We start from the raw sequence: 23,145 nt of genomic DNA, 5'->3' as shown, positions 1-23,145 counted from the left end.
CGACAGTCCGGCGTCGCCGCTCAGCCGGATCGAGCTGCACCAGACGCTCAGCTGAAGCCTCAAGGCTGACCGTCGCCAACACCAGGTCGTAGCTCACTTCGGCACTCCAAAGTCAGAGCGACGGAGAAGAGGAACAAGAGTCTTCCCCTTTTCACCAAGAACTCCCCCATTTTTCACAGCGCCAGATGCAGTCGGAGTGCGGCGTCCAGACGGCCCAGCAAGGTGGCAGGCACCTGACCCACTGGCGCTTTGCTCAGACGAGCAAAGCTAATCGTGCGAATCTGCTCGGCCTGGGCTTTGCTGTCCTGCTCAAGGCCCGTCTCCTCTGCTAGGAGCAGCACCTGAAAGTCGTAGACGCGGGTGACGTTGCTGGTCAGTGGCACGATGGTCACCGCTCCTGCACCGAGCCGGGCCACCGTGCGGTTGAGGCTGTCGGCACTGACGATGACCACCGGACGGTGTTTGTTCGCTCCACCAGACCGGGCCGCACCAAGATCGGCGACATAAATGTCACCGCGCCGCATCGTGGCCCTCGAGTCCGTCGCTTACAGCCACGTCCCAGACTTCCGCTTCGCCACTCTCATCCCACTCGGTCAACGCCTGCGCGTACTGAGCTTCGAGGGATTGGTCACGCAGCAACATGATGGCCCGAGCCACCACTTCGGATTTGGAACGAACCTGATGGCTCTCCTGATACTGCACCAGAAAATCCAGCAGCGGCTGCTCCAGACTCACGCTGATCTTGCCTATCGTCATGGCGAGAGTTTAGCAGAAATTAAGTAGGAAACTCTTTCACACTTTGAGAGAGAAACTACGGTTTCAGATCTGATAGACGACATAACGGGCATTATGTAGATGAGTCTGATGACTTCTCATACTGAGTAAAACGCCAGAAGGCGAGTTGCCTCTAGGCCCTCACCGCCTCAACTTCTGCGACCTTTTCGAATCTCCTGCAGCGCCTGTAGCCACTGACTTTTGAACTCAGCGTTGCGCAGCAACCGGACCAAGGCCTCAAGGCCTTCTTCGGTGGTGATCTTGCGGACGCCAAGCTCTTCCTCAGCAACAACTTTCTGCCGGTTAAATTCCCGGAAGATGCTGTCAGGAACCCGCCCACCTAACATGCGCACGGTTTCAGAAAGTGGGCGTTCGGCTCTCTCCTCGAGCGGCTCGGCCCTCTCTTCTGCGCCGCTACTTTCGGTCAGCGCCGCGAAGCGGTTCGGCCGGGTCATGCCTGCACCGAGTAGTCACCGGCGAGTTCAAGGAGTTCGCGCAAGACCACCTCATAATCCAGCCAAGCCATCTTCCCGGCGGCGCTGCCGACCTTATGCACCAAGAGGCCGCCGCTGCTGGCATGGCGAAATGCTACGGTGTCGCGCACAGTGCGGGTCAGAACGTGAAGACCGGCACCCGCCAGCGCCTCACGGGCCTCGGCCGTCGCGCTCCCCACCCGCGTATCCATTGTCAGCAGTACAGCCGCCCTCGTTCTTGGTACGCCCGCACGGTCCAGTACCGCCACGGTCTGCATCAGACCTGAGACCGCCTGTGCTTCGGGAATAGCTGGGAGAACCAGCAGTGTACTGTGACGGCCCAGGGTACTGATCTCCTGCTCACTCGGATCTGCCTGCGAATCAATGACGGCCGCCTCGTACTCCCCGACTGTCATCAGGCCGCCGATGCCGTCAACGGCGAACGGCATGGCACCGCCGCGCGCCCAGGTCGAGGCGTAGGCACGGTCGTCGCCGTCCACCAATAGTGTTCGCCGAGAGCGGGCCAGGTGAGCTGCCAGATGAATAGCCGTCGTCGTCTTCCCAACGCCGCCTTTGCGGCCAACGATCGCAAGTTTAAAAGTCCCCATACAGACATTCTGACATGAAAATAAGCCTGTAGCACTGTATGTATGTATTGCTACTTTGCTACACCAATACATACAACCGTTGACAAAGAAAATTTTCGCTCAATACCCATGACCTTTCTGCCCCGTCTCCAGTGCTAGGTTTCGGACGGTGTAAAGAGGGTGACCTGAGTGTGTCGATTCGTCTGCGAGTCATAGTTGCACCTTTGGGGCCGTCGCTGCGAGTCATAGTTGCACCTTTGGGGCCGTCGCTGCGAGTCATAGTTGCACCTTTGCGTACTGTTCACGAGCTGTCGCTGCGAGTCATAGTTGCACCTTTCTGTCGGGAAGGTGCAACTATGACTCACCTCTCCCTGAGTCATAGTTGCACCTTTGCTGCGTCATAGTTGCACCTTCGGCACCCGGTCTTGCGTCAGAGTTGCACCTTTGGGGCCGTTTTACTGAGTCATAGTTGCACCATTTACTGAGTCATAGTTGCACCTTTGATGATTTTTTTGCTGTCTGGCACGTCAAATTGCTAACCCCCTTTGATGATGTTTTTCATCAAGTACTTACAAAAGATCTTTCAATAAGTGACTCTCTATACTCAACAACAAGACGCTTCAAACTTCGGGGTGAAATGACAGCCGATTCACAAAATTTTGCAGATGAGCTCAACATCGCACGTCTGAACCTGATCAGCGCGCTCGACATCATCGATGGCCTGCGCGATTGGTCTGTCACGACCAGCCTGGGTGACCGGTTGGTTAACGTGAAATGTCAGGCACTCCCTGAATACGGCGTACCGCGTGGGATCGACAACGACGTCAATACGGCGATTTTGGTACTTTTTGGCGAGCAAGGACAGCCGGCGGACGGCAAGGTGAGCGTCAGCGCTACACAGCTGCTCAAACTGGCGGGCTTCAGACGGACTGGCCCCTACTACGCCATGCTGCATGAAAGCCTGGAGCGGCTGCGTACCACCTCCTACCGGATCTCTGGAGGTTGGCGTGATCACCCCAAGAGGCGCTGGAGTAACGTGGGGTTCAGTATCCTCAACAAAGTTGAATACAGCAGTGCTGAGGGCGGCCAGTTCGACGAGCGTACGGTTATCACCCTAGTTCTGGCTGAAGAGATCGTTCACTCCATCCTGAGCGGTTACACCAAACCGCTGGATCTGGCGTTTATGCATAGCCTCTCGCGGCCGCGCACCCGCATTCTCTACCGGGTGCTCGACGCTATGCGCGTCAACCCTGAGCGGCCCAGTGAAATGGTGGACGTCCTCGACGTGAACATCGTCGAGTGGGCCGACCAGTGCAAGATGTCGAGTAGCCGACTCCAGGACATGAGGCGCGGTCTGGCCGGACCGCACGAGGAACTGATCCGCAAAGGATACCTGCGCGACGTGCGGTACCTCGGACGCGGCCGGAGTCAGCGGATCGTTTATACCTTCACCCAACAGTTCGTGCCGCTTTCACCCAGACTGATGGCTCGCTTTCGCAAATACGGCGTGGCCGACGGCGTGGTGCAGGTACTGGCCCAGGATCGCTCGAATGTAGCGCTTGAAGCGGCTATCGACGAGTTTGAGTGTCAGCTGGCCGCCGGAATGCAGATCAAGAAAACGCATGCGGCGGCGTTGGTTCACCTCATCAAGAATCCTGATCAGTACACCGTGCGCGAGGTCATGGGTGCGCCGGTGAAATCGCCGCGCCGCACCGCCATTCCCGTAGCCACACCAGTGCCAGACACCGGTGCGCTGCTGCAGAGCATGACCTTACAGGAACGCGGCGAGTACTTGATCAAGCAGCTCAATTTGCTCTACCGCAACAAACTGCGTCCGCAGGAACTTGATGACGTTCGTCAGGCGGTGATCGAGGGCCGATTGCAAGCGCAGCGTGTGCTCGAGGAGGCCATCAAGGCACTGGGACAGATCGATGGCGAGAGCTTTATCGCTGAGCTGAAACAAGCTCTTCAAACGTGACACTTTTGGCTCAGAGCGGCAACGTCGGACTGGAGAGCATTCTCCTCAGCCACGCATCGCCTGGCAATCCGGCCTTGGTTTACCTGTCCAATCTCCGGGCGCAAGTGTCATCGCATCATCTCAGGGCACCTGCACTGGTCGCCTACGCTTCGCCACAACCACTGAGGGATGAGGCAGTAGGGGATCGTTCACGTCGTCGCAGCGCTCCCCAGTCGGTGATGCGGGCGCAAGTGACACGCGGCCTAGAGGTGGAACTCTCGGAAGCATTCCGCTGGCCAAAAAGTTCAGGTAGCCTGAGCCGATGGCGTCTTCCTTTATCACCCAGTCCACCAACCTGCTCCGTTCCTTAGTGTTTTGGGCGGTCGTTGCGGCCTTGCTGATGGGGGCAATCCTGCTATCCACCATCTACACCGGCAATTACTACCTGAACTACAGCCCAGTAGGGGCCGCTTTCGAGCAACACCCCGAATTCCGGCTGCTGATGCGCCTGGAAGATCTCTCCGCTTGGCTAGTCCCACCCGCCCTGCTCGCCTCCGTGCTGCTCTCGGTGGTGCAACGCCGCTGGAGTGTTTGGCAAATCGCCCCCTTGGTTCTGCTGGTGTTCTTGATCAGTCACAGCGTGAGTGATGTGCCTGCGGAAGTGATCCAACTCCTCCACAACGCCTTGTGGAAGTTGTTCTAGGATACAGAATCATCCTTGAGTTCCATTGTTCTTCACTCGGGTCTTGTCACTGTGCCAGAGCGTCTCACGGTCAATCCTCTACCGTGTGGCGTCAGGCCCTGTATTCGAGGTCACGTCAGTTAGGCCTGCATGAAGCGGAATCTTAGCGAGCAGGATGTCGAACGCTCTGCTACCCTGCCTGCATGTTGGGGATTTCACAGGATTGGGAAGGCGGCATCGAGGACTTCGTCGAGGAAGCCAATCAGCGGCTGGCTGAGGTGTTACCGCTCGACCGGGCTTCACGTCCCAAGGACGAGGTTAACGCCCGGCTGGTGCGGCATTACACCACCGAGGGGTTGCTGCCCGCGCCGCGGCGCGAGGGCCGCGAGGCCCGGTATGGACGCCTGCATCTGTTGAGTCTGCTGGCGCTGCGCCGGTTGATGGCCGATGGGCTGAGCGGCAAGGCGCTGATCTCAGCGCTGACTGAGCGCTCAGAAGAAGACCTGGCACGGCTGGCCAGGAACGGCAACATCGGGCTGGAGATCGTCTTGCGCAGCGGCGCGCCGCCGGGCAACCCGGCCCTGACTTACCTGTCCAGCCTGCGGGAGCAAGTGTCGCCTCGTCTCATGGCATTTGCTCCGCTCTTGCGGGCTGCGCCAGAACTCCCGAGAGAGGAGGCAGCGGAGGATCGTTCACGTCGGCGCAGCGCTTCCCAGTCGGTGGTGCGGGTGCAGGTGACACGCGGCTTGGTGGTGGAACTCTCGGAGACGTTCCGCTGGCCGAAGAGTGAGCAAGCCCGCTTGGAACTGCTCGAAGCCCTGTGGGCGTCGTTGGTTGACGCACGGCAGGCCTCCTCCAGTGCGTCAGAGGATGACACCTAGACCGGAGAAGATGGGTGAGTCAATGAATCGACTCATCTCCTATTTGAATTGTTGACAACTCAAACTGCAAGAGATTAGACTGAGGGCGTCGCTCCTCCGATTCCCGTCCACTCTTCCCAGCCCTCTGGCTGGCCCATGACCGCCGTGCTGAATTCGTCACGGCTGGAGGTTCTCTATGGCTCACACTCCTGTTGCTGGTCAGCCCCGCATTGAACTTCTTCCACTCAAGGCCGCGCTCAGTGCGGGTGGTTCCAATGAACTCACTCTGCTGGCCCGCATTCATCCGGCTGCCGCGCCGCAGAGCAGTGAGCCGAGATCACCGCTCAATCTCTCGCTGGTGATCGACCGCAGCGGCAGTATGGGCGGCACGCCGCTGGAGATGGCCAAAGAAGCCACCCAGATCGCCATTCGCGCTTTGCAGCCGCAGGACCGCGTCAGCGTGGTGACCTTTGACAGTGAGGTCGAGGTCTTGATTCCCTCGCAACTGGTCACTGATCCTGAAGCGCTGTGCCGGCAGGTGGCGCAGGTGCGCTCCAGGGGCAACACGGCCCTGCACGCCGGATGGCTGGAGGGAGCCATGCTCACCGCCGAGCACCAGCAAGCCCAGACCCTCAACCGGGTCTTGCTGCTCAGTGACGGCGGGGCCAATCAAGGCGAGCGGCGGCCCGACGTGATCGCCGAGCACGTCAAGGGGCTGACCGCGCGTGGGGTCGGCACCAGCACCATCGGGCTGGGCCGCAGCTACGACGAGGATCTCCTGAAAGGGATGGCCGACGCGGGCGACGGCAACTACGAACATATCGAGAATGCCGAAGCGCTGCCCGCTTACTTCGAGGCGGAATTGCAGGGGCTGACCCGCACCACCGGCCATACCGTCAGCCTGGGCGTTGAACCCAATGCCGAACTAGGGCACGTGAGGGTGCAAGTCCTCAACGCCTTTCCAGTCAATGCCCTGGGTCGCTCGCAACTGCCCAACCTGATCTCGGGACGTCCGATTGAGGTTGTGCTTACCCTGCCGCTAACGGTGTTGCAGGAAACCAGCGACCTGGGGATCACCCGCCTGAGACTGGCCTGGACGGATCGCAGCGGTGTGCGGCATCACCTGCGAGCCCAGCTCAATCTGCCGGTGGTTTCGCCGCAACGGTACGACGCTTTGCCGGAAGACGCGCGGGTCCGCCTGGCGCTGGAATTGCTCGAGGCCGCCCGGGTTCGTCAGGAAGCGGTGACTTACGCCGACGCGGGTCAGGTCAGCCGCTCCACAGAGGTGTTAATGGAGCACCGACGCAAGCTGGCCAGTCTGCCGCAGACGCCGGAACTGGCCGCTGAAATGCACGCACTCTCGGCGCTGAGCGTGGGGTTCATAAGCGATGCGGGTCTGGCCCGCAAACGGGCCACCAGCCAGAGCTACGATCGCCGCAACAGCAAATCTCAGCGCTAAAGCTGGAGAGTGTGGGGCACGTCATTGATTGACGTGCCCCGCTTCATTTCAGCTTGTCAGCCCTTGACGCGCTTAGCCGCGAGAGTGTCTTCAGGAGGAACCACCGATGCGAGACTTGCTGATCACCGCCCACGCCATCACCCGTTTCCTAGAGCGCTTCGCCGGGAATCTCTCCTGGAATGCGGCGCAGGTGAGACTGCGTAAACTCCTGCGCCGGGCGCGTTTCCTGAGGGTGCAGCCGGGTGGAGGGCGGCTGTACGGCCTCGGTCAGATGCGCTTTCTGGTGTGCAGCGGCATGCTGCTCACCGTCTACCGACCCACTTACAAAACAGTCGCGGCAGAGGACGATCTGTGGTGCCTCGCGTGAAGGTGCCCCTGACCGCCGCCGTGGTGTCATTTTGTGACATGGCCTCTTCTATGATGAGTCCATGAGTGCTCTTCCGGTTCGGTTACTCGTCACGTCCAGCGACGCTCCTTTGCGCCTGGAGATCGCCGCAAAGACGGTTCAGCTCCAGGGACCGTTCGCGCTGGTGGTGCCGAACGTCCCAGCAGGCCGCAGTGTACGCGCCCGTCTCGGCGATCACCTCCGGGCCCAATCCCTGACCCAGCTGGCCCGCGAGCGCCTGCGTGCCGGGGGCTGGCGGCCCCTGAAGCCCGGTGAGCGGGACGCTTTCCTGCGGCGCGCCTTGGCGGATACTGAATTCCAGTATCTGACGCCGCTCCTTGATCGCCCCAGCACCTGGAGCAGCCTGGCCCGGACGCTCAGTGAGCTGCTGCGTGCCGATGTGGAGCCGCAGGCGATCCTGAGCGTGGCTCAGGGTGCTCGGGAAGCGGACGTCGCGCGGGCGTTCGACGCTTACGTGACCGCCTGTCGCCACGAGCGGCGCTTCGACATGAGCGGCAACGAGTACTTTGCCCGCCGTTACGCGCTCGGCACGCCGCTACGCGCCCTCGTCCACGGCTTTACCCACCTTGACGCCTCACAAATCTCGTTTCTCGGCGCACTGCTCGCTTCCGGCTCAGCACTGACCCTGCCGGATCCGGATGAGCGCCGTTTGAATGAAACGCGCCGCACCGCCCAGGCTTTCCAGGCCAGGGGCTTTGTCACGGAGCATCTGCCTGCCGCCCCACACCCGCATGAAGGCGATACCATCTTGTCTCACACCGCGCCGGACGTCGAGAGCGAGGTGCGCGCGGCGCTACGTCAGGTGCGGGCCTGGCTGGCGGCTGGCTCGGCCCCGCATCAGCTCGGTGTGGTGGTGCGCGACGAGGCGACGTACTTGCCAGCGTTGATCGACGTGGCTCGCGAATACGACCTGCCGCTGACCGGCCACCATCAACTTCCGCTGCTCCGCACCGCCGTGGGAGCGCTCGTCTGGTTGTGGCTGGAAGCCCTCGAGGGTGACTGGACCTTCTCGCGTACCCGGGCGCTGCTCACCCATCCGTTGTGCGGGCTGCTCGGCGACAGCCTTGAAGTCGCGCGCCGCCTCTCGCCCGTCTTCCCCGCTGGCCTCGAAGCCTGGCATCCGGATATCGTCTGGCTCGAGTTGCCGCCGGAAGAATCGCTCAGCGGCGCAGTGGGCCGCCTGGAGCGTTTCCTGCGCGAAGCGGGCGTGGTGGATCGCCGTCGCACAGACATGCAGCTCAACGCCCATATCGCTTCTCTGGTCGAAGCTTTGAGCGGCGCGGCGCAAGATCACACCCTGCGCCCCAGGCAAGACGTCACTGCGCTGCTGCGCCATACACTCAGCACCCACACCACGCCGCTCCTCTTGGGGCGCGGCGGTGTCCGGGTGACCAATCCGCTGGGCTTGTTGGGCCGCCAGTTCCACAAGCTGTGGGTGCTGGGCCTGGCGGACGGAAGTTACCCGCCTCGTGTCAGCGAGTCGCCGCTGCTCGACAGTGCCGTTCGGGCACGCTGGAGTGAGGCGGGCGTTTTCGTACCGGACGCGTCTACTTCAACAGCTGTGGAGGAAACCATCTTTCACGGCGCGGTGCTGAGCAGCGCCCATGAGCTGGTGCTGAGTTCGCCGCGCCGAACAGCGCAGGGCCGCGCTCTCTCGCCGAGCGTGTTCCTGACGCGCTTGGGCACTCTTCCGGCCTGGTCGAGCGAGGTGCCACTGGCCTCAGACAGCGAGCAATTGCTCCAACAGGCGCTGCACGGCGGTGAAGTCCCAGAGGCAGTGCGCAGTGGCGCTCAGATCGAGCAGAGCCGCGACGCCGGGCAGCCCTCAGCGCACCACGGCCTGCTCGGCGAGTCCTTGTGGGACCCCGCCTGGACCTGGAGCGCCTCGCAACTTCACGATGTGGGCGCTTGCCGCTTCCGCTGGTTTGGCCGCAAGGCGCTGGGCCTGCGTGAAGACGCCGACCCTGAGGCCGGTGAGGACCGCCGGGTGACCGGCACCCTGCTGCACGCTGCCCTGGAAGGGGCGTTGCAAGGTTGGACCCCTCAGGACCATCCTGCGCTGCTGCTGGAACGGGCGGAGGCGGCACTCGACCGGGCCATCATTCGCGAGCGCCGCGCCGGGAATTTTCATCCAGGGCCGCTCTTTGAAATCGAGCGCCGCGAATGGAGACAGATCGTGCAGCAGGCCTTGCAGTCACCAGACTTCCTGCCGGAGGGCTGGACTCCGGATCAGGGCGCACTCGAAGGATCGTTCGATAAGACGCTCGCGGTGGGTGAGGTGGTCTTCCGGCTGCGTGGTGTGGTCGACCGGTTGGACCACTCGCCAGTGGGAAAGCTGGTGACCGATTACAAAGTGGGCACCTACATCAGCACGGTGCAGCCGGACGCTCAGGAAACGGGCAAGCTCGATCTCGAGATTCAGCTTCCGCTGTACATGCGGGCGCTGGGCGCGGTGGGCGGACGCTACTTCAGCATCGAGGGGAGCAAAGTGATCGGAGCAGCAGGTCAACTCAATACCAAAAAGGCGTACGACGCTGCGAAGCATGAGGCAGCGCTCGACACCTTTTTGCTCGGCGTACATCAGGATTTTGAAGCGGGTCAGGTGACGCCACGGCCCGATCAAGACGGCAAGGCCTGCGGCTTTTGCACGGTAGCACCGGTGTGTCGTCATCCGGGCGGACGAGCGTGAGCGTGGCCACTTCTCTGCAGCCCACGCCCGCCCAGACGCGGGCGATCCAGGCACCCGCCAGCGTCTTCATTTCAGCCGGGGCTGGGAGCGGTAAAACCCGGGTATTGGCCGAGCGCATCGTGCGTCTGCTCGGTACAGACCCTGGACCGCTGCCACGTCAGATCGTCGCGGTGACCTTCACTGAAGCGGCGGCTCAGGAACTGCGCGTCCGGGTCACGCGCTACGTCGAGGAACGGGCTGAGAGCGGTGATCCTCACTGGCTGGAGGTGCTCTCCGCACTGCCACTGATGGCTATTGGAACCATCCACAGCTTGTGCGGGCGGATTGCCCGCGAGCACCCTGTGGAGAGCGGCGCGGGCCTGAGTTTTTTGATTCAGGACGAAACCGAGGCTGGCGCTTGGCTCGAAGAACGCCTGCCGCTGGCCCTCTCCGCCTGTGAGGCGGGCGACCTGCTGGCCCTGCCAGGACGGCTGCGCGCCGAGGTGACGCGCACCCTGCTGGCTGATCCGCTGGCGGCCCGCGCCGCGCTGGACGCGGCCCTGCAGCAAACCGAGCTGCCTGATGAGGAGCGGCGACTGTTGGCCTGGCGACAGGTGGAGGCAGAGTGGAACGCGGCGCGCGCGCAGCTCAGGCTCTTTTCCGGTCCGGCCGGGGAGAGGCTCGAAGCGTACCGCCTGAGTGCCCTCGGTTGCGCTGAACCTGCGCCGTGCTCCGCTGCCGGGCTGCGCAAGCTTGAAACCGCTCTGGGAGGGTACAACGGCCGTCTGGGCGGGAAGCAGTGGAGCGTGGAGGCCAAGGCAGCGGTGCATGAGGCGCTCAAGACCCTACAGAACTTGTGCCAGCGGCCGGACCTGCGCGGCGAGACGGCGGCCCTGGCCGTGCATGACCGGGCGTTGGCCTCGCTCTCACGGGTGTTCGATACGGTCAACGCTGAGCTGCAAGCCTGGCGCATGCAGGAAGAAGTGGCGACCTTCGCGGATCTGGAAGTCTACGCCGACCGGGCGCTCCGAAGCGCTGAGGTGCAGGCCTACTACGCCCAGCGCTTCACCCACCTCCTGATCGACGAGGCGCAGGACACCAACCCAGTGCAGTGGCGCATCCTCAAGGCGCTGGCCGGGCCGGGAGGCAACCTCACGGTGGTGGGCGACGAGAAGCAGAGCATCTACGCTTTTCGCCGCGCCGACGTGCGGGTGTTTCATCAGGCCAGGACGCAGGTGCAGCACCTGGGCGGCGAGCAGGTCACCATGCACACCTCGTTCCGTACCCACGCGCCGCTCGTTGAGGTGATGAACGCTTACTTCTCGTCGCTGATGACCGGGCCCACGGCGGCAGGCAGCACCCGCGCGACCTTCGAGTCCCTGAATGCCCACCGTCAGGAAAATCCTGTGGGTGATCCAGCGGTGGAGTGGCACGCCGTCCTGGGTGAGGCCGATGTGGGTACGCTGCGCTCGGCGGAAGGGCATTACCTGGCGGCGCGTATTCAGGGGCTGCTGCTCTCGGCACGCCTGGTGCACGGCCCGCAAGGGCTGCGTCCAGTGCGGCTGTCGGACATCGCGGTGCTTTTTCGTGCTCGCGGCGATATGAAGCGTTACGAGGATGCTCTGTCGCGGGCTGGGCTGCCGTTCGTGGTGCACGGCGGGCGCGGCCTGCTGACCCGGCCGGAAGTGCTCGACGCCGTTCACCTGCTGCAGACGGTGGCTGATCCCACCGCCGACGTCTCCCTGGCCGCAGTTCTGCGCGGTCCGGTGGCCCACCTCACTGACGCGTCTCTGCTCAAGCTGGCCCGCTTGCGCCAGAAAGGAGAGAGCCTGTGGGCAGCGGCTCAACGTTCATCTGAACCGGAGATGCAGCGCGCCGTGACACTGCTCTCTGTTTTACGCGACAAGGCGGCCACCTTACCGGCCTCGCAATTGCTGCTGGACGCTGAGCGCCTGACCCACCTCAGCGCCGTGCACGCCTTGCAACCTGACGGCCCGCGCCGCCTGGAGAATCTGCGGCGTTTCAGCGGCCTGCTGCGCCAGTGGGCGAGTGAAGGCAAGCCGGGCGTCACGGCGGTGGCGCAGCACCTGCGGCGTCTGGAGCGTCTCGGGCACGAGGAGCCGGAAGCGCCGGCCCCGCACGCTGACGCGGTGCAGCTGATGACTATTCATGGCAGCAAGGGCCTGGAGTTTCCTGTGGTGATCGTGGCCGACGTGCTGCGGGGCGCTGGCGGGTCAGCCCCAGCCGTACGCTTTGACGCCGAGCATGGCGTGGCGATCCGCTTGCCTCAGCTGGACAGCCCTTCGGCTGCCTGGGATCACCTGGCTGGGCTGGAGCGCGAACGCGAGGACGCCGAAGCAGAGCGGGTGGCCTACGTGGCCTTTACCCGCGCGGCGGACCTGCTGATTCTCTCAGGCAGTGCCAAGGACGCCGAACTCAAGCGCTTGACGAAGTTCGAGTCGCACCTGCCAACTGATGGCGTGATGCGGGTGCAGGTGGACCTGCACAGTGTCACTCCCGCGCCGCGCCTGCGTTTGGATGTCCGAACGGGCCGACCGGATTTGACGGTGCTGCAAGGGCCCGGCGCGGCCCTGCCCGAGACGCTGCCGGTCACTGCACTGGCTGCCTATCGCACCTGTCCCAGACAGTTTGCGCACCGTTACGTCAACGGCTTCGTGCCGCTGGCTGATCTGTGGGCGGCGCAGGCGGTGAGCGAGGCCAGCAACCCTGAGCGCCGCTCGGCTGGGCGCACCATCGGCGACGCGGTGCACAAGGCCATCGAGGAAGGGCTGTTGCCTGGCAAGTTGGCGGCGGCCTTTCCACACCTGTCACCCGCTGACCTGCAGGACGTGGCCCGCCTCACCGCGGCGGCGAAGAGTGCCGTTTTTGCCGAGGTACCGGGTCCGTTCGTCCGTGAGCGGCCCATCCAGCTTCAGCTGGGCAGCGTGATGTTCGAGGGCGTGGTCGACGCCTGGAACGAAGCAGAAGGCTTCATCCTCGATTACAAGACGGACAAGTCCGTCGAACCTGAGCATCATTTGCCGCAGCTCTCGGTGTATGCCAAGCGTCTGGGGGCCCGTTCAGCAGCGCTGGCGTACTTGCGTCAGGAACAGCTGCACGTCTTCAATGCCGAAGATCTGGCGCGTGGTCTCAAGGACGTGGAGGCTGATATCGAGCGGATGACGGCCCGCGACTTCACGCCGAACCCTTCCGTTTCAAGCTGCCACCGCTGCCCGTACCGAGGTGTGTGCGACGTGGCCGAGTCAATTCCTCAGGAGAATGCATGAGCGAACTTAACGAAGTGCCCACCACTCCCGAAGTGCCGCTGCCCAACGCCTACGCGCAGGACGTGCTGGACTTCCTGGCCGAGGAAGGCTTCCGGCCCAAACTGGACGAGGACGGTGATGTCTTCTTCAAGTACGAGGGCTACACCAACGTGGTCATGACCGCGCAGGGCGACGCCACGGCGTTTTGCTTGATGGTGCCGTATTTCTGGCCGCTGGAGGACGCCGCCGAGCGCGTGCGGGCCCTTGAGGCGGCCATGTACGCGCAGATGAACGTCCGCATCGGGCGAATCACGGTGATGGACAAGGACGTGACCGCCACCGTCGATGCCTACCTGCCGGACGATCAGGCCTTCAGGGCCGTGATGCTGCGCAGCCTCCAGGGGCTGCGTTACCTCGTCAATACCTTCCGCGAGCAGATGCGCGCCCAGCTGGAGAACTGACGTGAGTGCCCCCACCACCAAAGCGCACCGGATCCGGGCGGTGCTCGATCACCTGGGCCGCGCCGAGTACAGCGCCCGCGACCTGACTCGCCGCCTGGAACTGCCGGACGCCAAGCTCCGCAGCGTGCAACGTGACCTTGAGGAGCTGCAGCAGAGCGGCGAGATCGAGCGCACCTCCGATGGCAAATACCGCCGCCCGGTCCGTGCCACGCCGCTCAATCCGGTGGAGGCACTGGCCGTCTACTCGGCGGCGCGGATGCTTTACCACCACGCCGCCGAGTACAACGAGCATTACCTGACAGCGCTGGAAAAGCTCACGGCGCAGCTGCCCGCCCCGGCCCGCCGGGTGGCGCTGCTGGCCAACGAAGCTTACCGGCAGCGCCCGAACGAGGGTGGCTCTCGGACCTTCGAACTGGCGGCGCAGGCCTGGCTCGACGGGCGGGTGATGAAGTGCGACTACCACTCGCCGCAGAAAGTCTCGCCAATGGAACTGATCATCTACTTCATTGAGGTCAACGCCAGGAACCGTGAGGCCTACGCCATCGGAGTCAACCGCCTCAAAGAAGGCGGGCGGCCCTACGTCTACCGGCTCTCGCGGATGCGGAACATGACGCTGCTGAGTGACGAATGCCAGATTCCTGAGGACTTCCGTCCGCTGGAGTACCTCTCGAACGCCTGGGGCATCATGACCGGTGAGACGGTCAAAGTGGAATTGTTCTTCTCGCCCGCCGTCAAGGAACGGGTGCTGGAAACGCACCTAGGCCAGGGTGCGGAAGCGGTGACGCTGGCGAGCGGGCATACCCGCGTCATCCTCAATGTGGGCGGCGTTAAGGAACTGGTGCCGTGGCTCCTCGGCTGGGGCGGGCAGGTTGAAGTGATCGGCCCGCCTGAGCTGCGCCGTGCCGTAGCTGAAGGACATCAGCAGGGGCAGGCTGTCTACGCTTGAACGCCTCCGCTATCCTCAGTGGAATGAACAGTGTCGTAGACGAAACTTCCCGCCAGCGGCGTGGAGGCTATCAATCGGTACATACAGGACGCACCATGATGTTTGGTGACCTGGTCACGGTCCTGGACCAGGGGGCATCAGCTCAGCTCCTGCAAAGCGCCGTCGTAGAGGGGAACGTCCTGGGCAAGAAGACGGTCCGTACGCGCAAAGCAAGCTGGAATCTCCTCAACCGGCTCTATGGATTAAGTGACTCAACGCCCCTGATGACCACATTTTTGGCCTTGTGGCAGTCAGCATTGGCCGCTCAACCTCAATTGGCCCTGCTCAGAGCCTTGGAGCGCGATTCGCTTCTCCAGCTCAGTGCCCCCTGGCTCGTTGCGCTCCAGCCAGGCCAAGTCGCCAAACCCGCCGATCTGGCTGCCGAACTGAAGCGGTTGGGAGCGGTATACAGCGAGAAAACGCTAAAAAGCATCTCTCGAAATCTTTTATCCTCGTGGACCCAGGCGGGTTGGCTTAAGGGGAAGGTCGCGAAGCGGCGGGTCGATGTTGAGTGGCAGCCAGCGGCAGCGACTTACCTTCTTTACGGCCCTTACCTTCAAGGAAAGCGCGGAGCTGAACTCTTTGCTGCGCCGCTGGCCCGGTTACTAAACCTGGACGCAGATCAGCTCGACACGCTGGCTTTTGCCGCCTCACAGGACCGGCTGCTGTCCTACCGCCGCTTGGCCGAAGTGATTGAAATCACCTTCCCCAACTGGGAAACCTCTTCACCTGCAGGTTTGGCTTGAACGTCTCCAAGCAGCTCCTGCAAAAGTACCGCACGCACCTGGAGTTGCGCTGGCCGCAGTATTTGTCGGCCACTGAGCGGGTGTGGATCGCCGTCTACGATCCGGAAGAGGAGCGGCGCATGCGGGCGGCCGTGCCGGAGTTCGGCCTGGTCACCGAGGAAGTCGGCGTTCAGTGGGCGCAAATAGACCTGACGCACGCCTTTGCGCAGTGGATGAATGCTCATCCGTACCGGGAAGAGTACTTTCGGGAGCCCGACCTTCTGTCTGCGACTTTAACGGACTTTGAAGATCACCTCTTTGAAGACCTTCAAGCCGCGCTGGCTCCATTGCCTCAGCGGAGCGTGGCTTGCGTGACCGGAGCCAGCGCTCTGTTTGGGCTCACCCGCATCTCTAAGGTGATCGAGCGCGCCGCACCTGCCCTTCAAGGGCGCATGCTGCTCTTCTTTCCAGGATCGCTTGATGGTCACAATTACCGCCTGCTCAATGCCCGTGACGGCTGGAATTACCACTCCGTCCCGCTGGTGCCCTGACGCCCACACCATCTCCAAGGAGTGCCCATGCCCGACACCGCCGTCACCAACGCCGAAGTATTTTACCGCAATCCCCAAACGTTCATCATTCCCAACAACGGCGTCACGACCCTGAGCACTCCGGACGACGAGAAGAAATGGAGCGTGCTGCGCTGGGAACTGGAGAGCTTCGTTTGTGAAGGCCAGTATGCCGAGGGCCTGAGGCGCTTGCTGCAGACCTACTTGAACCGTATCGATGAAGCCGAGCAGCCTGGGTGGTGGGTCAGCGGGTTTTACGGCTCTGGAAAATCACACTTCGTGCGGGTGCTGGAGCACCTGTGGGCCGATACCCGCTTCCCCGACGGCAGCACCGCCAGGGAGCTGGTGAGCGTGCCGGAAGACGTCAGCGTGCTGCTGCGCGAACTGACGACGGTGGGTCGCCGGGAGGGTGGTCTATGGTCAGCGTCCGGGACCCTGGGGGCTGAAGCCGAAGGAGCGGTGCGCCTGGCCTTCGCGCGGATTTTGCTGCGTGCCGCAGGTCTGCCTGCCGAGTATCAGCAAGGACGGCTGGTCATGTGGCTCAGGCACAAGGGTGCTTACGAAGCGGTCAGAGCCGAGGTCGAAGCTTCAAGTGAAACCTGGAAGTTTGCGCTGGGGAATATGTACCTCTCACAGCCGCTGGCAGCGGCCATCCAGCTGCACGTGCCCGGTTACCAGGACGAAGCGACGGTCCGGGAGCTGCTGCGCTTGCAATTTCCGAAACCCAATGATCTCAGCGAGGATGAACTGATCAGCGTCACGGAAGACCTGATGGCCTTCCAGAGCCAGAAGCCGGGTAAATTGCCGTGTACGCTGGTCGTGTTGGATGAGGTGCAGCAGTATATCGGCGACAGTCGTGACCGGGTCGATCAAGTTGCCCGCCTGGCTGAGGCCATCACGAAACGCTTTGGAGGTCGCCTCTTGCTGGTGACCACGGGGCAATCGGCCATGGGCGCAACGCCGCAGCTGGCCAAGATCAAGGACCGGTTCCCGCTGGGCATCGAGCTGAGCAGCACGGACGTGGATCAGGTGGTGCGCAAGGTCGTTTTGCGCAAGAATCCCGCCCACCTGCCTGAGCTGGTTCACGCGCTCGAACGGGCCAGTGGCGAGATCGCGCGGCATTTGCCAGGAACCAAACTGGCTCCGCAGGCCAGCGATCAGGGCGTGCTGACGCAGGACTACCCGATTCTGCCCACGCGCCGCCGCCTATGGGAGGAGTTCCTGCGGGCCATTGACCGGGCCGGCAGTACCGGGCAGCTGCGCAGTCAGTTGCGAATTACGCATGAGGCGGCACAGGCGGTGGCTCAGAGGGCCATCGGGAACGTGGTCGGTGCGGACTTCGTGTACCGTCCGCTGGCCGGACAGCTGCGCAGCACATCGGTGCTGCTCGACGACACCTACACCCTGATTGAGCGGCTTGACGACGGAACCGAGGCGGGGCGACTCCGCCAGCGGGTGGCGCAGCTGCTGTTTATCCTCTCCAAGCTTGACGGCCGTCTGGGGGTACGCGCCACGGAGGCAACCCTGGCCGATTTATTGATCGAGGATCTGGAGGCAGGAAGCGGACATCTGCGGGCCCGGCTGCCTGAAGTGCTCAAAGAGATGATTGACGCCGGTACGGTGATGCAAACCGGGCAGGAGTACCGCTTGCAGACCAAGGAGGGCGGTGAGTGGGAAAGTACTTACCGAAGTGCTTTTAACGCCCTGCAAGACGATGAGGTCAGGCAAGTTCAGGAACGCGAGAGCTTGCTGCGCAAGGCCATCGACGAGAACACCAGAAAGCAGCTGATGATCAGCCAGGGTGTCAGCAAGACGGCCCGCAAGGCGGAGGTCGTGTACGCTGCGCCCACCGGCAACTCAGGCCATGTACCGGTCTGGGTGCGGCCCGGCTGGAATGATTCGGTCCAGGAGGTGCGAAACGATGCGCTGGCAGCCGGAACCAGCTCGCCCACCATCTTCGTGTACGTTCCAGAACCCAAACGCGCCGAACTCAAAGAGCAACTGACGACCTGGCTCGCCGCCGGGGAAGTCCTCTCCGCGCGGCCCCTGGCCAGCACACCGGAAGCGCACGAAGCCCAGGCCGCCATGCAGACGCGCCGGAGAATCGCGCAGCTGGACATTGACCGCCTGATTGCCCAGGCTGTCGACGGCGCACAAGTCTTCCAGGCAGGCGGTCAGGAACTGGAGGGCAACCTCCGCGCTGTGCTGCCTACCGCGCTTCAGGCGTCCGTTTCGCGGCTTTACCCGCGCTTTGGCGAAGGGGACCATGCTCGCTGGGAAAGTGCTTACCGGCAAGCCCGGCAGGAAAACCACAGCGCCCTCAGTGCCGTCGAGTTTCATGACGAGCTGATCAAGCACCCAGTCGTCAAGGCCGTGCAAGGGGAGATCGGGGCCGGGAAAAAGGGAAGCGATCTGCGCCGCACCTTCATGGCCGTGCCGTACGGCTGGCCGCAGGACGCGGTGGACACGGCCCTGACCCTCCTGACCCTGACGGGACACCTCCGCGCTGCTCTAAACGGCTCACCCGTGCAGGCCAAACAACTTGACGCCTCCACGATCGGTAAGGCGGACTTTAGACTGGAAAATGTCACGCTGACCAAAGGGCAACTGCTGAGCGTGCGTAAGCTGTACCAGGACATCGGCCTGAAAGCCGAAGGCGGGCAAGAAGCGTCGGTGGCTCCCGCCTATGTCAAGAGCCTGAGCGAGAAGCTCACCGCTTCGGGGGGCGACGCGCCGCTGCCGGAACGGCTCGGGAACGGGCCGCTGCTGGCCCTGCACGGTCTGAGCGGTCCGGAACTGCTGCTTGGGCTGGCGGAGTCGCAGCCTGCCTTGCTGGAGCTGCGCCGGGCGGCCGACGAGCGGGCCGAACTCATCAACAAGCGGCTCGACCACTGGCAGAAACTCCAGATTCTGCTGCGCCACACCGCCGACGCTGACTTGAAAGCTCAGGCAAACGCCATCAAGGAAGGCCGACTGCTGCTGAGTGATCCTGATCCGATGGAGCCGCTGCGCAACGCCCTGATGAACAGTCTGCGCAGCCACCTGCAAGGAGCCCGCACAGCCTACGCCGAGACGTATACCAGCCACCTGAGCGCCCTGGGTGCCTTGCCGCAGTGGCAAACCCTTCCGCTAGCCGAGCAGGCGTCCTGGCTGACCCGCGAGGGCCTGAGTGCCCCGAGTGAGGAGAAGCTGGGGGGCATCAACGAGATCATCAGTGCCCTGGAACAGCAAAGCCTCAAGGCCTGGCAGGACGCCACCGAACTCGTGCCCAGCCGATTCGACCGGGTACGGCAGGCCTTCTTGAAGAGCCTGGAACCTGCCGCAAAGTGGCTGCGCCCGCCCGGCGCGACCCTCAAAACGGCCGAGGACGTGGAAGCCTACGTCAGCGCCCTGCGTCAGCAACTCCTGACCATTGTTGTTGATCACAATCAGCCCGTCATCGTGCAGGGCGAATGATCTCCTTGCCCTCCTTTCACACCTCCTGGAGCCTCCATGTCTGCCCTTGAAACCCCCCTGCGTAAAATTCTGGAAAAGAAAGTCATTGCGGCGCGTGACACTGCCGAAGTCGCTGCCGAAGCGGCCCTAGCCCGCTTGATCGGAGATGGAGCGGCCGCGCCCAGATACCTGAGTGCCGACGAGGTCACGCTGCGCGAGGCATTGCTCGCCAAGCAAAAGCAGCTCGGCAGCCGCGAGGCGCTGATTCGCGAGTGCGCCTACGAGCAGTGGCATGCCATGTTGTTCGCCCGCTTTCTGGAGGCCAGCGACTTGCTGATGCACCCCGAACACGGTGTCAGCGTGAGCATGGACGACCTGGGCGAACTGGCACAGGAGGAAGGCGACGCGGGCGCTTACGCCGCCGCCGCCCGCTACGCCGCACACATGCTCCCCGGTATCTTCCGCCCGTCCGACCCGTTGCTGCGCGTGACGCTGGCCCCCGAAGCCAGGCAGACGCTCGAACGCCTGCTGGACGAGATTCCCAAACCCGCCTACACCGCTGACGACGGACTGGGCTGGGTGTACCAGTTCTGGCAGACCGAGCAGAAGAAACGGGTCAACGACAGTGGGCGCAAGATCGCCGGGGCCGACATCTCCCCGGTGACGCAACTGTTCACCGAGCACTACATGGTGCAGTTCATGCTGCACAACACGGTGGGCGCGTGGTGGACGGCCCGGCACCCCGATACGCCGCTGCCCACCGAGAAGAGCTACCTGCGTCTGAACGACGACGGCACGCCCGCCGCCGGAGCCTTTCCCGGCTGGCCCGCCACCGTCAAGGAACTGAAAGTCATTGACCCCAGTTGCGGCAGCGGGCATTTTCTGGTGGCCGCCTTTGCCCTGCTGCGCCGCCTGCGGGTGCTTGAAGAGGGCTTGAGTGAAACCGAGGCCGCTGACGCCGTGCTGCGCGACAATTTGTACGGCCTGGAGCTTGACCCGCGCTGCACCCAGCTGGCCGCCTTCAACCTGACCCTGGAAGCCTGGAAAGTGGGCGGCTACCGCGCTCTGCCCACCCCTCATATCGCGTGCAGCGGCCTGAGCATCGGCGCGAGCGTTGAGGACTGGTTGCAGTTTGCGGACGACAACAACACCAGAAACGTGTTCCGCGTGCTGCACGAGGAGTTCAGGGACGCGCCCGACCTGGGCAGCCTGATCAACCCCCGTGAGGGCATCCGCCAGCGCCTGGGTATCTTCGGCGACGAAGCGCTGGATGGCCTGCCCGAACTGATTGACACCTTGCTGGAGCGCGAGCAGACCAGCGACCCCGCCGCCGCCATCTACGGTGAGAACGTGCAGGGCGTGGTTAAGTCTGCCGCTATTCTGCAACTCAAATACAATCTCGTCATAACAAATGTCCCGTATTTAGGGAGACCCAAACAAGCTGATACTATCCGAGATTTGGGGGACGCACGTTATCCCCATTCAAAAGCTGATCTAGCTACTATGTTCGTTGAAAGAGCTTTGGAGATGTGCCAGATAGGAGGGTCTGCTTGTTTAGTTGTGCCTCAATCATGGCAATTCCTCGGAAGATATGAAGGAATGCGAATTAGCCTTCTAAATAAATGTAGGATAGATTGGATAGCTAGATTAGGTTTTAAATCCTTTTCAACACCAATGTGGGATCTAAACATCTCGCTTGACTGCTTTACAAATCAATCTCCCGGTCAGGATGAGTACTTCATAGGAATTGACGCTTCTATGGGAAACTTTGAAGTTAAGGAATCATCGCTTAGGCTTGGTGAAGCGACGATTATAAATCAGCAGGCACAGCTAGCTAACCCTGATAAGAGGATAATTATCTCAGGTGAGGTGTCCAAAGGCGAATTATTATCAGAGTACGCTATAGCTCCGGTTGGCCTCATGACAGGTGATACTCCAAGACATTTACAACTTTTTTGGGAACAAAAGAGTATTTCAGAGCCATATTGGCAAAAATGCCAGACCTCTGATAGTAGCAAGGCCGATATTGGCGGCAATGAACTGATAGTGGAAATGCAAACTAAAAACGGCGAAAGCCCATATGTAGGTTACAATGTAATAGTAGGTCGTGATGCATGGGGAAAGGATGGAGTAGCTATCTCGGTGGTTGGTTCTCTTGCTCCAAAACGTTATATGAGTCAGAAATTTGATAAAACAGTGGCGGCAGTAATACCTAAGAAGAAAGAATATTTAGATCCGTTATGGTGTTTCTTAACAAGTGATGAATTCCTCAAAGCTGTCAGAAAAGTAGATCAAAAGTTAATCGTCACAAATAAGACGCTCCTCAAAGTCCCCTTTGACCTCCCTTATTGGCAGCAAGTCGCCGCCGAGAAATACCCAGATGGCCTACCCGAACCGTATTCCAACGACCCGACGCAGTGGCTGTTCAAAGGCACCGTCACCGACACCACAGAGCCGTTGCAGGTGGCCCTGGCGCGGCTGCTGGGCTACCGCTGGCCCGAACAGCTAGACGACGGCATCGTGCCGGACACCGACGGCATCGTGCCGCTGGTAGCTCTGCTGGGCGAACGCGCAGCGCACGAGCGGCTGCTGGACGTGCTGGCGAGCGTATACGGCGTGGAGTGGAAGCCTGCCAAGCTGACCGAACTGCTGGCGCAGGTGGGCGCGGACTCGCTGGAGGGCTGGCTGGCGGGTAAGTTCTTTGAGCAGCACGCCAAGCTATTTCACCACCGCCCGTTCCTGTGGCACATCTGGGACGGGCGCAAGGACGGCTTTAGCGCCATCGTCAATTACCACACGCTCGACCGGGCGCGGCTGGAGAAGTTGACCTACTCGTACCTGGGCGCGTGGATTGACCGTCAGCGCGGCAGCGACGAGAAAGGCGCGGACGTGCGGCTGGCGGCGGCGCTGGAGTTGCAGCGCAAGCTGGAAGCGGTCCTGACCGGCGAGCCGCCCTACGACATTTACGTGCGCTGGAAAGAACTGAGCGAGCAGCCACGCGGCTGGAATCCCGACCTGAACGATGGCGTGCGCCTGAACATCCGCCCATTCGTGGAAGCGGGCGTGCTACGCGGGAAGGTGAACGTGAAGTGGGGCAAGGACCGGGGCAATGACCCTGGCAAGAAAGACTTCGGCGAGCGTGGCCCGCAAACCGACCTGGAAAAGCACCTCAGCAACGAGCGGCACAATGACTTGCACTTCAAGCTGGCCGAGAAGGGTACAGCGGGCAGTCAGGGAGGCCAGGGGTGAGCAAGAAGTGGTATGGCCTGCTGGTGGCAACCCAGAGTTACGCGGCAGGAGCGCACCTTCTCGATTGGGAACTGGACTTGAAGCCAGAACTTGACCTGAGACGCATCTCGTACGCGGCGGCGAAGAAAGCCGGGACCGAGCCAGAAGCGCTGAAATGGGTGCGCGACAATAGCCACCGGGCCTATGGTCTTGACGGCCCTGAGCGCGAACGTCACGCAAGGGCACAAGGCGGGCGCTGCTGGTACTGCGGGCAGGTGCTGAACATGAACCGTGACGCCTACCCGCAGCCGAATGACGCCGAGCTGGAGCACCTCACGCCCAAATCACGCGGTGGCGGTCAGACGGTGACGAGTTGCCGCACCTGTAACAACCCGGCGAACGGCGGCAAGGGAAACAGGACGCTGGAGGAGTACCGCGCTTCTCTGCTCGGCAGATTTCCGGGCAAGACCCACCTGCACTTTTACGGGGAGTGGCTGCGCCACGTCAAGGAAAGGGCGGCCCTGGGCCAGCCTACGGATGCTCAGGCCTTCGTCAGGGCGGGAGATGCGTTGGCTTTTCCAGCCGAATTGTTGACCGATTGACAAGCAGC

The 23,145-nt window shown here is 62.3% G+C and carries 18 protein-coding genes; 14 read left to right on the top strand and 4 right to left on the bottom strand.

What is annotated here, in order from left to right:
* Positions 1-173 precede the first annotated feature (173 nt).
* The 4 genes from FNU79_RS14185 to FNU79_RS14170 all read right to left on the bottom strand — a co-directional run bounded on the left by FNU79_RS14185 (position 174) and on the right by FNU79_RS14170 (position 1,855).
* Positions 174-524 carry a type II toxin-antitoxin system PemK/MazF family toxin gene (locus FNU79_RS14185; RefSeq protein ID WP_143721463.1) on the bottom strand — a complete coding sequence of 117 codons (351 nt, stop codon included), beginning with the start codon at positions 522-524 and terminating at the stop codon, positions 174-176.
* Positions 511-756, bottom strand: coding sequence for an antitoxin (locus tag FNU79_RS14180; protein ID WP_185974728.1), 246 nt, complete (start codon positions 754-756; stop codon positions 511-513). Before FNU79_RS14180 ends, FNU79_RS14185 begins: the two co-directional genes overlap by 14 nt.
* 167 nt (positions 757-923) lie before the next feature.
* Positions 924-1,229 (bottom strand): hypothetical protein, encoded by a 306-nt coding sequence (locus FNU79_RS14175; protein ID WP_143721462.1) that lies wholly within the window; start codon positions 1,227-1,229, stop codon positions 924-926.
* A complete protein-coding gene (locus tag FNU79_RS14170; protein WP_185974727.1) occupies positions 1,226-1,855 on the bottom strand; it encodes a ParA family protein in 630 nt (209 codons plus the stop codon). The genes FNU79_RS14175 and FNU79_RS14170 overlap by 4 nt, the downstream gene beginning before the upstream one ends.
* Before the next feature lie 616 nt (positions 1,856-2,471).
* Between FNU79_RS14170 and FNU79_RS14165 the strand changes: the two genes are divergently transcribed.
* From FNU79_RS14165 to FNU79_RS14100, 14 genes are all read left to right on the top strand, one after another.
* Complete coding sequence (locus tag FNU79_RS14165; protein WP_143721460.1) at positions 2,472-3,812, top strand: replication initiator protein A; 1,341 nt, start codon at positions 2,472-2,474, stop codon at positions 3,810-3,812.
* Between the two features lie 301 nt (positions 3,813-4,113).
* On the top strand, positions 4,114-4,494 hold the full coding sequence (locus FNU79_RS14160) for a hypothetical protein (RefSeq protein WP_143721459.1): 381 nt from the start codon (positions 4,114-4,116) through the stop codon (positions 4,492-4,494).
* 182 nt (positions 4,495-4,676) lie between these two features.
* Positions 4,677-5,354: a MerR family transcriptional regulator gene (locus FNU79_RS14155; protein ID WP_143721458.1), complete on the top strand. Its 678-nt coding sequence runs from the start codon at positions 4,677-4,679 to the stop codon at positions 5,352-5,354.
* Between the two features lie 175 nt (positions 5,355-5,529).
* Positions 5,530-6,792, top strand: a complete 1,263-nt coding sequence (locus FNU79_RS14150; RefSeq protein WP_143721457.1) for a vWA domain-containing protein — start codon at positions 5,530-5,532, stop codon at positions 6,790-6,792.
* Between the two features lie 106 nt (positions 6,793-6,898).
* Complete coding sequence (locus FNU79_RS14145; protein WP_143721456.1) at positions 6,899-7,159, top strand: hypothetical protein; 261 nt, start codon at positions 6,899-6,901, stop codon at positions 7,157-7,159.
* A gap of 61 nt (positions 7,160-7,220) precedes the next feature.
* Entirely contained in the window at positions 7,221-9,887 is a 2,667-nt protein-coding gene (locus FNU79_RS14140; protein ID WP_143721455.1) for a PD-(D/E)XK nuclease family protein, read from the top strand.
* A gap of 2 nt (positions 9,888-9,889) precedes the next feature.
* Positions 9,890-13,153: a UvrD-helicase domain-containing protein gene (locus FNU79_RS14135; RefSeq protein WP_225430081.1), complete on the top strand. Its 3,264-nt coding sequence runs from the start codon at positions 9,890-9,892 to the stop codon at positions 13,151-13,153.
* Complete coding sequence (locus FNU79_RS14130; protein WP_143721453.1) at positions 13,150-13,593, top strand: hypothetical protein; 444 nt, start codon at positions 13,150-13,152, stop codon at positions 13,591-13,593. The genes FNU79_RS14135 and FNU79_RS14130 overlap by 4 nt, the downstream gene beginning before the upstream one ends.
* Position 13,594: 1 nt before the next feature.
* The gene (locus FNU79_RS14125) at positions 13,595-14,539 is read left to right on the top strand and encodes a helix-turn-helix transcriptional regulator (protein ID WP_143721452.1); all 945 of its coding nucleotides are present in this window, start codon (positions 13,595-13,597) and stop codon (positions 14,537-14,539) included.
* 23 nt (positions 14,540-14,562) lie between these two features.
* Positions 14,563-15,324, top strand: a complete 762-nt coding sequence (locus tag FNU79_RS14120; protein WP_143721451.1) for a hypothetical protein — start codon at positions 14,563-14,565, stop codon at positions 15,322-15,324.
* Entirely contained in the window at positions 15,321-15,854 is a 534-nt protein-coding gene (locus FNU79_RS14115) for a DUF1788 domain-containing protein (protein WP_143721450.1), read from the top strand. The genes FNU79_RS14120 and FNU79_RS14115 overlap by 4 nt, the downstream gene beginning before the upstream one ends.
* A 27-nt stretch (positions 15,855-15,881) precedes the next feature.
* Positions 15,882-19,328 carry a BREX system P-loop protein BrxC gene (gene brxC / locus FNU79_RS14110; protein WP_143721449.1) on the top strand — a complete coding sequence of 1,149 codons (3,447 nt, stop codon included), beginning with the start codon at positions 15,882-15,884 and terminating at the stop codon, positions 19,326-19,328.
* 36 nt (positions 19,329-19,364) lie between these two features.
* Positions 19,365-22,556, top strand: coding sequence for an Eco57I restriction-modification methylase domain-containing protein (locus FNU79_RS14105; RefSeq protein ID WP_143721448.1), 3,192 nt, complete (start codon positions 19,365-19,367; stop codon positions 22,554-22,556).
* The gene (locus tag FNU79_RS14100; protein ID WP_143721447.1) at positions 22,553-23,137 is read left to right on the top strand and encodes an HNH endonuclease; all 585 of its coding nucleotides are present in this window, start codon (positions 22,553-22,555) and stop codon (positions 23,135-23,137) included. Before FNU79_RS14105 ends, FNU79_RS14100 begins: the two co-directional genes overlap by 4 nt.
* The last annotated feature ends 8 nt before the right edge of the window (positions 23,138-23,145 follow it).

The organism is Deinococcus detaillensis (assembly GCF_007280555.1).
Lineage (GTDB): Bacteria > Deinococcota > Deinococci > Deinococcales > Deinococcaceae > Deinococcus > Deinococcus detaillensis.
Note: the sequence above shows the minus strand (reverse complement) of the source record. Positions and strands in the feature narration are given on the sequence as shown.

Coding starts and splice junctions, on each gene's coding strand:
- FNU79_RS14155 (WP_143721458.1), top strand. CDS start 4,677: ATGTTGGGGATTTCACAGGATTGGGAAGGCGGCATCGAGGACTTCGTC.
- FNU79_RS14160 (WP_143721459.1), top strand. CDS start 4,114: ATGGCGTCTTCCTTTATCACCCAGTCCACCAACCTGCTCCGTTCCTTA.
- FNU79_RS14170 (WP_185974727.1), bottom strand. CDS start 1,855: ATGGGGACTTTTAAACTTGCGATCGTTGGCCGCAAAGGCGGCGTTGGG.
- FNU79_RS14150 (WP_143721457.1), top strand. CDS start 5,530: ATGGCTCACACTCCTGTTGCTGGTCAGCCCCGCATTGAACTTCTTCCA.
- FNU79_RS14165 (WP_143721460.1), top strand. CDS start 2,472: ATGACAGCCGATTCACAAAATTTTGCAGATGAGCTCAACATCGCACGT.
- FNU79_RS14145 (WP_143721456.1), top strand. CDS start 6,899: ATGCGAGACTTGCTGATCACCGCCCACGCCATCACCCGTTTCCTAGAG.
- FNU79_RS14130 (WP_143721453.1), top strand. CDS start 13,150: ATGAGCGAACTTAACGAAGTGCCCACCACTCCCGAAGTGCCGCTGCCC.
- brxC (WP_143721449.1), top strand. CDS start 15,882: ATGCCCGACACCGCCGTCACCAACGCCGAAGTATTTTACCGCAATCCC.
- FNU79_RS14175 (WP_143721462.1), bottom strand. CDS start 1,229: ATGACCCGGCCGAACCGCTTCGCGGCGCTGACCGAAAGTAGCGGCGCA.
- FNU79_RS14140 (WP_143721455.1), top strand. CDS start 7,221: ATGAGTGCTCTTCCGGTTCGGTTACTCGTCACGTCCAGCGACGCTCCT.
- FNU79_RS14180 (WP_185974728.1), bottom strand. CDS start 756: ATGACGATAGGCAAGATCAGCGTGAGTCTGGAGCAGCCGCTGCTGGAT.
- FNU79_RS14120 (WP_143721451.1), top strand. CDS start 14,563: ATGAACAGTGTCGTAGACGAAACTTCCCGCCAGCGGCGTGGAGGCTAT.
- FNU79_RS14105 (WP_143721448.1), top strand. CDS start 19,365: ATGTCTGCCCTTGAAACCCCCCTGCGTAAAATTCTGGAAAAGAAAGTC.
- FNU79_RS14185 (WP_143721463.1), bottom strand. CDS start 524: ATGCGGCGCGGTGACATTTATGTCGCCGATCTTGGTGCGGCCCGGTCT.